Genomic DNA, 12,842 nt, shown 5'->3' on the forward strand with positions numbered 1-12,842 from the left:
GATTTGTGCTTTTTTTCCCTGAAGGCCCAAGGCGAAACCTGGACCTTCATCGAGACTTTAGGAATGAGCCTGGCAAGCACTTTGAGGTTTATATCCGCGGAACTGGGCGTGCAGTTCTTCGGCCTCTTTCGCGATGGCAAGCATCCCGATTTTCGCTGTCCAACCATACACATTTTCTTGCGGGCATCCGGGGGTGTCGATAGCGAGATCCGATACGCAAAGACGTTTGTAAACCGCACCGGGGCTATTTAAACTTTCCGTCGAGCTTTTTTCGGCGTGAGTTCTTAAAAAACCACCCGCCAGTTCACAGCCAATCATATAAATCACCGGCTCTGCACTGGCACCATCGGCTTGAACGATCGAAGGAATACCTTCTTGGATAATCACTTCCTCGACGTCTCGACCACCTTTAGCCGCTTTCATTTTTTTGCGCGACTTATAAGACCACTCTTTAACTTCCGCACCCGAGCCCACACGAATCACGGCTAAGCCGTAAGTTCCTGCATTGTTTTTTACAAATACAAAAGGCTCTTGTTCAATACCGCGTTTTTTATATTCTTCGCGAAGTTTATTTAACATCGCATCCACCCGAGCGGCCAAGGCCTCCCGGCTTTTTTCGTCACCGATATCAAAATGCTCAAACAACTCAGTTTCCACACGCAAAAGAAACGGGTCAATTTTAGTAATGGCTGCAAATTCGTCGGCCAGTTCATTGTAGTATTTAAAGTACGTGCTTTTTTTACGTTGAAACCATCCCAATTCGTGGGCCGGATTCATTGGCAAATCCATCACAGATTGAGCCCACTCTTCATAGGCTTCTGAAAAGTCATTGTTGCTGACGATAAGATCCGGCGTGAATGTTGAAAGCAACGACCCGTTTCTGAGTGCTGAGTGAACAATCACTTGGTTCCCAGCGGAACTTGTCATCGTCAAAGGCTCTGGCAATTCACGAGGAATTGCCACCTTAACCGTTCTTCCGGTGGCTTCAATTAAGTTTCTGATGGTGTGGACGTTTTCCCAATAAAACGCGTTGTTAGTGTGCTCTTCCGTCACTAGCAAAATGTTTTTCACGTTCTCGTAATGACCAGAAAGATATCTGTTCATTAAGGCAACGGCTGACTCTTTGTCAGTGGGGCAAATGTTATTAAATCCTGCCGGAAAGATATTCGCGTCTACGTTCGTGATTTTGTAACCAGAATCACGGATGTCGTAACTTGAATATATCGGATAGGATAAAGTCGAAGTTTTCTGCGAAAACCAGGCGCAAATATCTTTCATATTTGCCAAGGTTTGTTGATGCAGAGTTAATTTAGCCATGGCATCTCCTTAGAACGAACTATATTACAGGTTTGGATCCTGCGAGGGAACTATTTTAGGAGGAAGAGGTATTGGTTTCGCCTTTTCCCCGGGTAAAAGCTTATCGGCCTTTACGCGTCCAGCGCGGCGTAAACCATTAAGCTTTTGTGACTCCACCGTCAATCCCGTAGTTTCTTTGGCCGTATATAGAATTTTATCGGATTGGGAGCGAATATCCGTCAGCGTCGCAAAAAAATCTTTTTCATAACCCTCAATTTTTTCACCCGTTATAGGCTTAAAAAGTTCCGCTTGATCCATCAAGTCGTAAAGATCTCCGCCCATTTGAACTTGCTGCGCCAATTCTGCTTCGGACTCAAAAAGAGAAAATAGACTGCGGTAAGTTTCGATAAGTTTTTTTTGCGCCCGCGGTGACCACGTCAGATCATCTAACTTCATGGCCTTGATTAAATAACTTTGCACCCACATCTGCCCTTGAGCAAAAGAGCCGAAATTCTCGCGACTGAGCTGATTCGTAGAAATACTTCCCATCTGAAAATAAGTTTGGGCAAGCCATGATCTTTCTAACGTAGAGCCTCGTTCCTGCATTACTTTAGCTAAACCTTTTTCCGCTTCATTCAAATAGGCTAAGGCTTCCTTTTCACGATCTTGACGCGCATAGATTGCAGAGAGTTTTGCCGGGATTTCGGCTAAAGCAATCTCGGGTGGGAGGTGTTGTCCCAGATTTTTCGCGTCTAATAACGCGGCCAGGGCCTTTTGGTCATCACCCATAGCCTCATAACAAAACGCCGAACGGTACAAAGCCTTTGCTGCAATTTCTGGCTGTAAGCGAAGAGTATTCAGATAAATTTCGCGGTTTAACTCCACCGCTTCATTAAATCGGCCCTGTCCTTCGAACGATTGAGCCAATCCTAACCGTGATGCTTGGTAAAATGTCGACTGAGGATATTTAGTTTGAAAAGTGACGTAGGCTTTTTCACTCTCCTCAAAACGGCCTTTATTTAAAAGGTCTTCTGCTTCGTGAAGATCTTGAGCCTGAGCATTTCTTTGGACTTCTTCAATATTGGCTTCCTTGGCTCGCTCTGCGAAGTGAGCACAACCTACCGACAACACCAAAATAGAAGACCAAAGCCACTTCATTATTTCTTTTCTCCCTCAACCAAAAGTTTTCCTATTTCTTTTAGACCCTCGATATCGGAAATATCGTGAGGCAAATCAGGAATACGGAACACGCGAACGTCTTTGCCTATTGTAGACTCAAAGGATTTATACAGACGATCTTTTTTTAAATAATAGGACCTCATCTCTTCATAGATCTTTTTGATCCCCTGAAAAGACGACTGCGATTCAGACGAATCCACATTTAACCAATAAGGAAACACCCGATTCAGAACCACCGCGCTTAAATGATAGCCGCCTTTACGAATCTCTTTTGAGAAGAACTCGGCCTCTTTTAATTTGGCCTGATCAAAAGAGGTCACCAGTGTAAATTGCGTGAGCGGCGAGGTCATCATGCGATGGACATCGACGGTGCGCTTTAAAAGCTGTTCTTGCCATTGTTCAATGTTGATAAAAAAATCACCCAATTCATGAATGAAGTTTGAGCCGGTCAGAGTCTCTAAAACTTTTAGAACTTGCCTTGTGCCCGTCTGTAACACTTTACCTAAAAAGCCACTTTTTTTGCTGGCAGGATCCCGGAACCACTTCGCCACCCCTTCGGTAAAAAGGGCTGACAGTCTTTGCGGCGCTTGCAAGAAATCCAGAGCGTGCTTTGTCGGCGGAGTGTCTAAAATAATCAAATCAAATTGCTTAGATTCATAAACGGAATAAAGCTTTTCTAGCGCCGTGAATTCTTGTGAACCACTTAAATTCGTTGAAAGCTGTTGATACAATTTATTGTTGTAAATCTTTTTAACGGCTTCACTTTTTTTAGCGGCACGGGCGACAAAATCATCAAATACTTTTTTATGATCAATCACCGAAGCATACAGCTCGCCCTTAAAGTTTTGATTGGGAACTTTGGTGATATCTTTGGTACCTTCAATCCCCAGGGTTTGGGCTAAGCGTTTTGCGGGATCAATGGTCAGCACCAGAACACGTTTACCATCTTGAGCGGCAAGCACCCCTAAAGAGGCCGCCACCGTGGTTTTACCCACTCCCCCGCTGCCCACACAGACAAGGATTTCTGTCTTTTCAATCATGACAACATCCCCGCTAGTTTTTCCACTAAGGCCCAAGGTTGATCTTCTAAAATCAGTGGAAGTTTTTGAACTTTTCCCATACGTGGCGGAATTTTGTTAAGAATCTCTTCCTGATGAGTTTTCTGCGTATACAGATAGCTCGCAAAGCGCCCCACGTCCGAATTTTCTTTTGCCGCTTCGTTCAGCTCTGCCGCAGCCACAGGAACTTGGATGATCTTGTTCATGATAAGTTCCGGGTGAACACCGAATTCTTGGTTTAATCTTTCACTTAACTCTAAAGATTCTTTTAGTGGCAGTTCTTCTGCAAGACTGACGATGTGATAACGACTTAACTCTTCATTTCGCAAACACGCATCGATGCTGCGGCTTTGTTCCCCCATCGGGCCAAACTGCACGGCCTGCGCCATCCCTTTGGGTGCTTCCATCAAAGCAATGAAGTGCCCGGTCGCAAAAGCATCCACCACCAGGCAATCAAAAGGCAAAGGCGGTCCATGTTTCCGAGGGCCACTAGTAACTTTACCTAAGATCGCAAGTTCCGGAAGCCCGGGAGCAACATTGATAAAGGCTCGCATAATGGCGTTTTCAAAAAACAACTTAGCCAAAGTTTCCACCTTGATAAGATGCCGCGCATATTCTTGCAGACACTGCTCCCCGGTCCACAAAGCGATTGAAAGCTGGGGGCGCAACTGTACTGGTTGATATCCAACTTGAGCTAAACCAAAGAAATCCTTATAGAAACTTTGATCTCCAAGTTCGACCAAAAGGACTTTTTTGCCCTCTTGGCTTTTTTTTAGGGCGAGGGCCGCGGCTACCACCGACTTCCCAACGCCTCCTTTTCCAGTCACAAAGTGAATCTCTTGCTTCATAGGTGTTTAGAGTGTCGCTGAGAGCGGAAATATAGGCATTACGCGCTGCGATGAGATTGCGTAAAGTCAGCTCCTCATCTAGTATCCACGGGCTTTAATCAGGAGAAAAAAGAATGAAATCAAATGTTGAGAAGGTCTCAAACCTTTCCCGTAAATTGAACGTTGAAGTTCCTGCAGCCTCTGTTCAATCAGCTTTCCAAAAAATCTTCAGCGGTATCCAACGTGATGTAACTATTAAAGGTTTCCGCAAAGGAAAAGCGCCTATTGCAACCATCAAAAGCATGTACGGCGATCGCGTAAAACAAGACGTTGTCCAAGATCTTATCCAAAAACACTATGTTGAAGCTTTGTCTGAACACAAACTTGAACCCATCAGTTATCCAGAGTTTGAATTCGCTGATGCTGTTGAAGGCAAAGACTTTTCTTTCTCTGCAAATTTTGACATCCGCCCTGAAATCAACTTGAAAAAGTATGAAGGCATGGAAGTAGAAAAAGAAAAATACGAAGTTGACGCTAAAAAAGTAGATCAAGTTCTTGAAAACATCCGCGCTTCTCGCGCTACTTTTGAAACTGTTACCGAAGCCCGCGCAGCTAAAAATGGCGACACGGCAGTCATCGACTTTGAAGGCTTCATGGGCGGAGCTCCTCTTGAAAACGGTTCAGGGAAAGACCACCACCTTGAACTTGGCGCTAAACAATTCATCGACGGTTTCGAAGAAGGCGTTGTGGGAATGAAAGTGGGCGAATCAAAAACAATCTCTTTGAAATTCCCAGATCCATACCACTCTGCAGAGTTGGCTGGTAAACCAGTTGAATTCAAAGTTACCTTGAAAGAAATCAAAGCAAAAGTATTGCCAGAACTAAACGAAGAATTCATTAAATCTTTGGGTGGCCCGGCAGATCTTGAAGCTTTGAAAAAAACAATCACGGAAGATCTAGAGCAAACTGAAAAGAAACGTGTGGAAGATGGCTTTAAAAACCGTCTTCTTAAAAAACTAGTTTCTGAAAACCCCGTGGAAGTGCCGCCTTCATTATTGAAAGAACAAAAAGCATCTTTGATCGAAGACTTCAAAAAACGTATGTCTGATCAAGGCATGACTGAAAACGATTTCGCTTCTTACGTGGAAAAATGGGATGCAGACTTCACTAAATCAGCAACCGAAATGATCCAATCTTCATTCCTTGTGGATGCGATTGCTAAAAAACACGATCTATTTGCGAAAAAAGAAGATCTTGATGCGAAATTCAAAGAATACTCTGCACAAACAGGTATCGATGAAGCGCGCATCCGTGAGTTCTATGGCAAATCTGAACAAGCAAGCCGTTTAACTTACCAAATCACTGAAGAGAAAGTGATCAACTTCCTGAACCAATCAGTGAAAGTTAAAGAAGTTCCAGCAGGAACTTTCAAAGACGAACAAAACTAGTTCGCCTTTTTAATTGAAACTAAAAGGGCTTTTTAAGAAGTCCACCGAAGACCCACTGGAATTTAATCTCCAGTGGGTCTTTTGCATTTTGAGAAGCTAGCTTTAATTTAAAGTGAAAGAAGACGCTCTATACAGGCTTTCTTTGTCTCTCTTTTTCCGTCGATCAACAAACGATTCGCCTTCACTTTGCAATATTCTGCCGCCTCTTTCTTGGTGGGCTTATTTGCAGCTTGCACTGAAATGCTTAACATCATTAGAACTGCCGCAAGGAATATTTTTTTCATAAAGTCTCCTTCGTCTACTTCATCAAAGAATCTAAGAATTCTCTTTTGTATTTTGCGATTTCAAGTTTACGACGATATTGCTTTGGCCATAAACGTGTTTCTTTCGCCAACATCATTTGAGCATCCAGATCCGCCAAACGGCAATTTTTTATATCTTCCGCATTCGCACAATCTTGAATCGCCTTAACCACCAGCTCGCGAGCGGAATTCAGCGCCGTGGTTTGGCGTTTCACGTATTCCTGATAGCGTTCACAGGTCATAAGTGTTCTTTTGTCCTCTTCGTTAAGATCACAAAGTTTTTGAAACTCCGCCACGTAATCATGAGTGACATAACTTCTCATACGGCTAAGATCGAAATCAATTTGGCGGAAAGCGGCGAATAGATCTTTCAGACTTTGGCGTCGGGCCTCGCCCAGCGCCCCCGTATAAGGCTGATCCTTGATCGGATATGCAGCCGTAAGATAATCCGTCACGACCGCGTTCTTTTTTTCAACCTCTTCGATCATGGCCGAGATGGTTTCAAGAATTTTTTCTACATCTTTTTCGGTCTTAATAATACGCGAAGTGGTTTGCAATCCTTCTAAACCATAAGCGTTAATTTGAACCTCTAATGAGCTATAATTAAGCAACTTACTAGCGACACTCATGAATGCCGCCTGGACCGAAGCTGAAAAACCACCCGACCCACCGGAAGCACTCATACCCATGTCCACTTTTTCATAGCTGTAACTGCTGTAATCCAAAGTGCGTAAGACAATATTAATGCCCTGTCCAAGTTTATAACCTGATACAAACTCTTTCCCGCAGCGCTTATAAAATTCTTTGATATTGGTTTGGGCTAAGCGAGCAAATTCAGGTTTCAAAACAGGATTCTTAATATACCAGCGACCATAGTTAGCGATCGCCTTAATACCAACCGTGATTGTATCGCTGCTGATCTTGGTCTGTGCTTCCCGATTGTAGTAAGCTGAGCCAGAATACGCCATATACTGAACACTCGCGGAAAAGCTGGTGTTCGTATATTCATCTAAAGTTTCATAGCTACGGATCACTTCAGATTTTACTTCTACACTTTTTGCACTTTCCGGAACTGGCGTTGAGGCCAGCGTGTCTTCAGAAATCATTTCTTTCCGATCAAAACTTTGCAGGCAAGTGGGAAACAACTGTTCTGTTTCCACGCGAATTCCGGATCCCAGTTGAGCTTCGTTTTTTTCGGTATTTTGCAAAATCGCGGCATTGCCAACCTGGGAAACAAAGACCAAGGCGCCTACGACTGTTTTATTAATTGATATCATTTAAATACTCCTTTTTTGATAAAAGCTTAAATAGCTCATACCAGGCAGAAAAATCATTCGGGCTAATTGATAGCTGACGAACTAGTTTTAAAAATTCTGGATTTTCTAATACGCGGTCTTTCCCACGCAACGGCCAAAAGTTCGTTTCTGGATCCTTGTAGTGACCGCCGCAATAATAATTTTTGAATTTGCCGTCGTAAAAATCCTTCACACGATCAATAGTTCCATCCACACGACGACTTTGCTTGGCAAAGCTTAATGTCCGACGGGATTGTGACATTTGAGAATAGATTACCATCTTAATTCTTTTCAAATACCCGTCCTTTTTATCTTCGCTGATATTGGGATTTTCAAAAAAATCAATCGAACGCCCCACCGATTCAAGTGATCTTTTCAGCTCCGTGCGATCGCACGAAAAGAAAGTTTTTAAAACTTCATAGTCTTTTGAGTAATCCGAAGAGACATTTGCGAAAGCCCCGAGGTCCAGATTAATTTCGTAGTACCCGCCTACTCCTCGCGCCGCCATGTCCTGGATAAATTTGTATGGAAAGAGGTAGTATCCCGGAAGTATTTTTTTGCTAATCTTTCTGCGAAACTTTGCTAAATCGCCCCTCTCGGCATCGCTAAGATTGCCTTCATCAACCACCACCGCTCTTAGTGCATGAGCACCATTCCACGTATTACGAACAATTACTCCACCCAGGTCGTCATCAAATCCCACCACAGCAATGGAATGATTCGAAGTTTTTAATAATGATTCGTCTGTTTGGTAAGGAGCTGCTAGCAACCCTGTAACTGGGCTAAATTTATACATGAATGCCGAGTCAAACGACAGGGTCACCATTCTTCCAGATCTTACGACATTAAAAAAATCATTCACTGAACGGGTGTTTGAATGACCTGGTTTGAAAGACCAAAATGAACTTGAATAGCGAAAGTTTTGAACTGGGACCCGGTCGTCATAAATACCCATATCCTCAATTTTAGGTCGCAACCCCTTACCGCTCCCTCCTTGAGTAGATAAAGAGGATTCAACGACTCCCTCGAGATCCTCAGGTAAGAGGTATTCTGGGATAACGCCGCTATATCTATTCACTAAAGCCATCGAGGTCGCCGTCATATCAAGGCCCGCATCGACTTTTTTTGCGTCCTCACGATCTTTCCAAATAAAGGCATGCAAATGCTGTAAAGATGCACGGAAAAAAAGTCCATGGTTCGCCAGCTGATGTTCAATGGCTGTAACAAAGGATTCTGCCTGACAAGATCCAACATCTTGATTTGAACCAAACGTGCGGGCCGGGATATTTTTAGGATAACGGGAATCCGCGAAAGCAGGTTGCATGGCTCCTAAAACCAACAACGACATAATTATCTTTTTCATTTTTGATCCTCACATTTTACAAAATTCGCAAAGCCGATGGCTCTGCCACATAGATCTTTTTTTGATTCATCATCTAACTTTTCCAAGACCGAAGACACATAGGCCCTGCGCTCTGTGATTTCTGCTTCTAGCAACGTTAGGAACTGCTCTTTTTGATCGGCATGTTTCTGTTGGAATTCAGAAATTTGCTGAATATAGCGTTGACACCGATCATTTGAAACCTTCGTACAGCCTTCCGTCGCCACAGCATTATTTAAACGAAAAAGACGGAATACATCGGAACTAACGGCCCTTAACTGACTGGTAACCTCGGATTCTTTTTTACTGAATCTTTCATACATTTCTGTCATGGCCTGATTTATGTCAGAGGGGCACTCCTTATTTTGGCTTACCTGAAAGCTCACACTTGTAGGGTAATTCAAATTAATGGTTAAAAGTGTCAGCTGAGGGGTGCGCAACTCAGCGAAACCTTGATGCCTTTCAGTAAGTGTGCTGAATTCCTCTTCGATTCCGCGATACAGTGGTAACTCAAATGTCGTCGCATCAATTTCGCCCATCGCTCGGCTCATATCAGCCATGCACGACTTAGAAATAAATTCAGGCTCATAACTTACATCGATTTTCTTGTATTGCATGTGGTGTCGGATCTCGTGCGGTAAGGTTCCCGGTTCAGAAAGAACACTTAAACCGATCATGCGATAATAGTTGAAGTAAACTCCCGATACATTCGCTGCAGATCTTGAAGATAAGAAGCCGATACGTAATCCACTTTTTTGGGCCGCTGCCACTTCCTGCCAGAATTTTTTGGTCAAGATCGCCATAGAATAGCGACCCGGCATCAATACTTGATCCAACTCTTGAAGCACTTTCGGCGGAATGGGCTTTAGTTCATAAATCACATACTGCTCATAAACCGACCTAGCCGCCTTCAATCCTTTACCTGGCGTAAACCAACCATGAATTTGCGGTAAAATAACTTCCGCCGTCCATACTGGATCGTGGTCACTTTTATCTGTGGCCTTAATCAAGTTTTTTTCATAGCTCACTTGAAGGGTTTTAAGTTCTTCAGTGGTGATAGCTTTTGACTCTTTGGCCTTGGTATTTGAAACGCCGTCAGAGTTTGGAGTACATGCTGTCAACAGTATCGCACATAAATAAGGGGCTAGGTTCATCATAAAAAATCCTTATTGTCCAAGAACGAAAGTTTGAATCCAGTCAGAATACTTTTTCGTTTTACGGAATTTATTAGAGTTATCTACGATAATGAGATTACCGCCACTAACTGCGGCCGCTCCAACAAGAACACTGGGAACATCGCCACCGCCACCACCACCTGCTCTAACAAGAACTGAAGGCACTTCAGTCGCACCGGCCTCTACACCGTTCACCGAGATGTCGTCTTCTAAAGGCGCAATACGTGAACTTACTTTTTCGATGTATTGAGGTTCGGTACAAGAATTTAAAGAGTTAAAATATTGATATTCGTTAGATGCAAAGCTCGCAAAGTTAAGATCACCCGGGACAGTCACCATCTGTGAAGCTTCACGGTATTCCTTAATCACACTTTCAACCGCCGAGGGAAGATCCTTACGAGTCGCGATGACAATGCGGAATGAGCGATTTAAGCTGTCGCGTACGTTGGCAAACTCTTTCATTGATTCTGGTTCACGCGCGTCTGGAGAGTTTTCGATGCTTTGATAAACTCTGTCACCCCATTGCATAAAAAGCGAAGCGGCACAGATAAAAGAAATATCAGCCCCCCCTTCGATATCTAAAGGCATGCGCATTCCGGCGTCTTTGTGACGGTCAATTAGAATACGTAACGCTGATTTGGCTTGGGTACGAATCGGAGCTTCTGCTGAGGCGGCTTGGCCTGTAGCGATTAAAATGCTTAATAGGACGGAAAATTTTTTCATGGATTTCTCCTGTTTTAGTTATTGCTGCGCAGGCAATAGAGCAAAACAGGGTCCGGCCTTAGGACACGCCGGAACACGTTTAATTCAATATGGAAGCGGAAATTCCAGGTTTTAAGATTTCGGTCTAAGACATAGTAGAGGCTTACCTACAGAACTGGCGTTCAGCAAAAAAGCGTTGGCAGATCGAATATTGCGAGCTGCAATCGTTGATGTCGGTGGACTCATAACTGCCGGCTTGGCATTGACGAGTGGGTGCGCGGTTGACGACCGCTTTGAAAGATCCGCTGATAAGCGAATCGCGGGTGTTGTCAGCCGTATAAAGTTTGTATTTGATTTCGTTAGTTCCTAAAGCAAGTAAACCTTTTTGGAAGATCGTGGAAATCCAAAGATTCAAAGCTTCAGTGGTGCGACCGCTAGCTCCGTCATAAGCAGAGGTCTTTACTCGCGTGGTTCCGTCCTGGCGAACTGCGATGATGTCGACCCATCTTAACTTTTCATCACGAGGACCCACAAAGTAATCATATGCTTGCGGTTCTAAAACCACATCACGGCAATTGTATATGGCATTCGCTTCACCATTAAAACCGCTGCATGTCACCTGAACTTGGCCTTGAATAGGGAATGCTGTTAGCACATTGCCTTGAGAAAAACCGGCCGAGTTTGATTGCGCAAACACCGGTAATACTAAGAATGTAAACAGCAGGTTTAACATGAAAAAAGGCCCCCTCTTGCCTCAAAACGGGGCTAGAGTAGGGCCTCTAAAATCCAATATCAATAACTAGCGCGTCAAAGCTTTCAGGGTATTCCAGGCCTTTAAATAACTGAATGCTTGGTAGGCCTGATAATCTGATTTAAACAGTTTTTCCTGTGGCGTCAGATTCGCCTCTTTTTTAGATCCGACGTCCTTCCACCATGCCAAAGCACCTTCTTCTGTGCCCTGTTTGGTATCAAGCTTCTCTAATGCTTTTTCACGGTCTCCCTTAAGATGACCCGCAATGTCACCTTCGCGAGTCGTTGTCGATTTTACGACCGCCTTGGCAAATGCTTCTGGGTCTACTTCTTCGATTTCAACGTCTGGATGAATACCTTCGGCCTGGATCGATACACCACTTGGAGTATAATAACGCGCAACCGTCAGCTTCAAACCACTGCCATCACCCAGTTTAATAACGGACTGAACAGAGCCTTTACCAAATGTTCTTTGTCCTACGATCAAAGCGCGTTTGTTATCCTGCAAAGCGCCCGAAACGATTTCGCTGGCACTTGCACTGTATTCATTTACTAACACCACAAGAGGGAAGTTTGTGTATTGACCTTTTTTTGTCGCTACGGCCACTTCTTTATCGGCTTTGTTACGTCCAATCGTACTTACGATAGTTCCTTCTTTCAGGAACATATCACTGACTTTGACTGCTTGATCTAAAAGACCACCGGGATTGCGGCGCAAATCAATCAATAGGCCGGCCATAGTGCCGTTGTTTTCTTTCATATGTTTTTCGATCGTTTTTTGTAAATCCTTGGCGGTATTTTCAATGAAGCTTGTGATTTTAATGTAAGCAAAACCATCTCCCAAGTTTGTGTATTTCACCGATCTGATTTTCACCGATCCACGGGTGATCGTAATATCGCGAGGTTTGTCTTCATTTTCACGCACAACCTTCAGAATGATTTTGGTTCCGCGTTTACCTTTCATCAGTTGTGAAGCTTCCACTAAACTCATGCCCTTAGTGCTTTGACCATCCACCGCAACGACTTTATCTCCGGCTTTGATTCCCGCAACCCAAGCGGGCGCATCTTCGATGGGCGAAATGATCGTTAGAATTCCGTTTTGAATGGCGATCTCGATTCCCAATCCCCCGAACTCTCCACTGGTTTCAGATTCGAAATCTTTAAAGATATCTGGCGGCATAAAGTTCGTATGTGGATCTAGCTCACGCAACATGCCTTTGATCGCGCCGTAAATAAGTTTTTTAGTATCGACTTCTTCAACATAGTATTGCTGGATAAGATTCAAAACCTTACTAAAGTTTTGTAAATCCGCATAACGTTCTTGGGCGAAAGCGCGAACTTGAAAACCTGTTTCAGCCATAACAAATAATACAAGGAGCAGAATGCCTCCAAGTATATAGGTTTTCCAGTATCGTTTAAGTGATTGCAT

The 12,842-nt window shown here is 43.7% G+C and carries 12 protein-coding genes; 1 reads left to right on the top strand and 11 read right to left on the bottom strand.

Annotated features, from left to right (window positions below):
* Positions 1 to 57: 57 nt before the first annotated feature.
* Genes gshA through AZI86_RS05775 form a run of 4 tightly spaced genes read right to left on the bottom strand, consistent with a single transcriptional unit; the run spans position 58 to position 4,381 of the window.
* Positions 58 to 1,317 carry a glutamate--cysteine ligase gene (gshA, locus tag AZI86_RS05760; RefSeq protein ID WP_061834113.1) on the bottom strand — a complete coding sequence of 420 codons (1,260 nt, stop codon included), beginning with the start codon at positions 1,315 to 1,317 and terminating at the stop codon, positions 58 to 60.
* Between the two features lie 24 nt (positions 1,318 to 1,341).
* Positions 1,342 to 2,454: a tetratricopeptide repeat protein gene (locus AZI86_RS05765; protein ID WP_061834114.1), complete on the bottom strand. Its 1,113-nt coding sequence runs from the start codon at positions 2,452 to 2,454 to the stop codon at positions 1,342 to 1,344.
* A complete protein-coding gene (locus AZI86_RS05770) occupies positions 2,454 to 3,515 on the bottom strand; it encodes an ArsA family ATPase (protein WP_061834115.1) in 1,062 nt (353 codons plus the stop codon). Before AZI86_RS05770 ends, AZI86_RS05765 begins: the two co-directional genes overlap by 1 nt.
* Positions 3,512 to 4,381, bottom strand: coding sequence for an ArsA family ATPase (locus tag AZI86_RS05775; RefSeq protein WP_061834116.1), 870 nt, complete (start codon positions 4,379 to 4,381; stop codon positions 3,512 to 3,514). The genes AZI86_RS05770 and AZI86_RS05775 overlap by 4 nt, the downstream gene beginning before the upstream one ends.
* A 113-nt stretch (positions 4,382 to 4,494) precedes the next feature.
* On the opposite strand from AZI86_RS05775, the gene tig reads away from it, so the two are divergent.
* Entirely contained in the window at positions 4,495 to 5,808 is a 1,314-nt protein-coding gene (gene tig / locus AZI86_RS05780; protein ID WP_061834117.1) for a trigger factor, read from the top strand.
* Positions 5,809 to 5,915: 107 nt separating this feature from the next.
* On the opposite strand, the gene AZI86_RS19180 is transcribed toward tig, so the two are convergent.
* The 7 genes from AZI86_RS19180 to AZI86_RS05810 all read right to left on the bottom strand — a co-directional run bounded on the left by AZI86_RS19180 (position 5,916) and on the right by AZI86_RS05810 (position 12,842).
* Positions 5,916 to 6,092: a hypothetical protein gene (locus tag AZI86_RS19180; RefSeq protein WP_157684639.1), complete on the bottom strand. Its 177-nt coding sequence runs from the start codon at positions 6,090 to 6,092 to the stop codon at positions 5,916 to 5,918.
* Between the two features lie 14 nt (positions 6,093 to 6,106).
* Positions 6,107 to 7,387, bottom strand: a complete 1,281-nt coding sequence (locus tag AZI86_RS05785; RefSeq protein ID WP_061834118.1) for a hypothetical protein — start codon at positions 7,385 to 7,387, stop codon at positions 6,107 to 6,109.
* A complete protein-coding gene (locus AZI86_RS05790) occupies positions 7,374 to 8,768 on the bottom strand; it encodes a hypothetical protein (RefSeq protein WP_061834119.1) in 1,395 nt (464 codons plus the stop codon). The genes AZI86_RS05785 and AZI86_RS05790 overlap by 14 nt, the downstream gene beginning before the upstream one ends.
* A complete protein-coding gene (locus tag AZI86_RS05795) occupies positions 8,765 to 9,943 on the bottom strand; it encodes a hypothetical protein (RefSeq protein ID WP_061834120.1) in 1,179 nt (392 codons plus the stop codon). The genes AZI86_RS05790 and AZI86_RS05795 overlap by 4 nt, the downstream gene beginning before the upstream one ends.
* Before the next feature lie 9 nt (positions 9,944 to 9,952).
* Complete coding sequence (locus tag AZI86_RS05800; protein ID WP_061834121.1) at positions 9,953 to 10,684, bottom strand: hypothetical protein; 732 nt, start codon at positions 10,682 to 10,684, stop codon at positions 9,953 to 9,955.
* Between the two features lie 142 nt (positions 10,685 to 10,826).
* Entirely contained in the window at positions 10,827 to 11,396 is a 570-nt protein-coding gene (locus AZI86_RS05805) for a hypothetical protein (RefSeq protein ID WP_061834122.1), read from the bottom strand.
* A 66-nt stretch (positions 11,397 to 11,462) separates the two neighbouring features.
* Entirely contained in the window at positions 11,463 to 12,842 is a 1,380-nt protein-coding gene (locus AZI86_RS05810) for a S41 family peptidase (RefSeq protein WP_061834123.1), read from the bottom strand.

This window comes from Bdellovibrio bacteriovorus, assembly GCF_001592735.1.
GTDB classification, from domain to species: domain Bacteria; phylum Bdellovibrionota; class Bdellovibrionia; order Bdellovibrionales; family Bdellovibrionaceae; genus Bdellovibrio; species Bdellovibrio bacteriovorus_D.

What these genes read in the sequence shown, in the direction of transcription:
- AZI86_RS19180 (WP_157684639.1), bottom strand. Translation starts at nt 6,092, where the DNA reads ATGAAAAAAATATTCCTTGCGGCAGTTCTAATGATGTTAAGCATTTCA.
- AZI86_RS05770 (WP_061834115.1), bottom strand. Translation starts at nt 3,515, where the DNA reads ATGATTGAAAAGACAGAAATCCTTGTCTGTGTGGGCAGCGGGGGAGTG.
- AZI86_RS05775 (WP_061834116.1), bottom strand. Translation starts at nt 4,381, where the DNA reads ATGAAGCAAGAGATTCACTTTGTGACTGGAAAAGGAGGCGTTGGGAAG.
- AZI86_RS05785 (WP_061834118.1), bottom strand. Translation starts at nt 7,387, where the DNA reads ATGATATCAATTAATAAAACAGTCGTAGGCGCCTTGGTCTTTGTTTCC.
- AZI86_RS05790 (WP_061834119.1), bottom strand. Translation starts at nt 8,768, where the DNA reads ATGAAAAAGATAATTATGTCGTTGTTGGTTTTAGGAGCCATGCAACCT.
- AZI86_RS05805 (WP_061834122.1), bottom strand. Translation starts at nt 11,396, where the DNA reads ATGTTAAACCTGCTGTTTACATTCTTAGTATTACCGGTGTTTGCGCAA.
- AZI86_RS05795 (WP_061834120.1), bottom strand. Translation starts at nt 9,943, where the DNA reads ATGATGAACCTAGCCCCTTATTTATGTGCGATACTGTTGACAGCATGT.
- gshA (WP_061834113.1), bottom strand. Translation starts at nt 1,317, where the DNA reads ATGGCTAAATTAACTCTGCATCAACAAACCTTGGCAAATATGAAAGAT.
- AZI86_RS05765 (WP_061834114.1), bottom strand. Translation starts at nt 2,454, where the DNA reads ATGAAGTGGCTTTGGTCTTCTATTTTGGTGTTGTCGGTAGGTTGTGCT.
- AZI86_RS05810 (WP_061834123.1), bottom strand. Translation starts at nt 12,842, where the DNA reads ATGCAATCACTTAAACGATACTGGAAAACCTATATACTTGGAGGCATT.
- AZI86_RS05800 (WP_061834121.1), bottom strand. Translation starts at nt 10,684, where the DNA reads ATGAAAAAATTTTCCGTCCTATTAAGCATTTTAATCGCTACAGGCCAA.
- tig (WP_061834117.1), top strand. Translation starts at nt 4,495, where the DNA reads ATGAAATCAAATGTTGAGAAGGTCTCAAACCTTTCCCGTAAATTGAAC.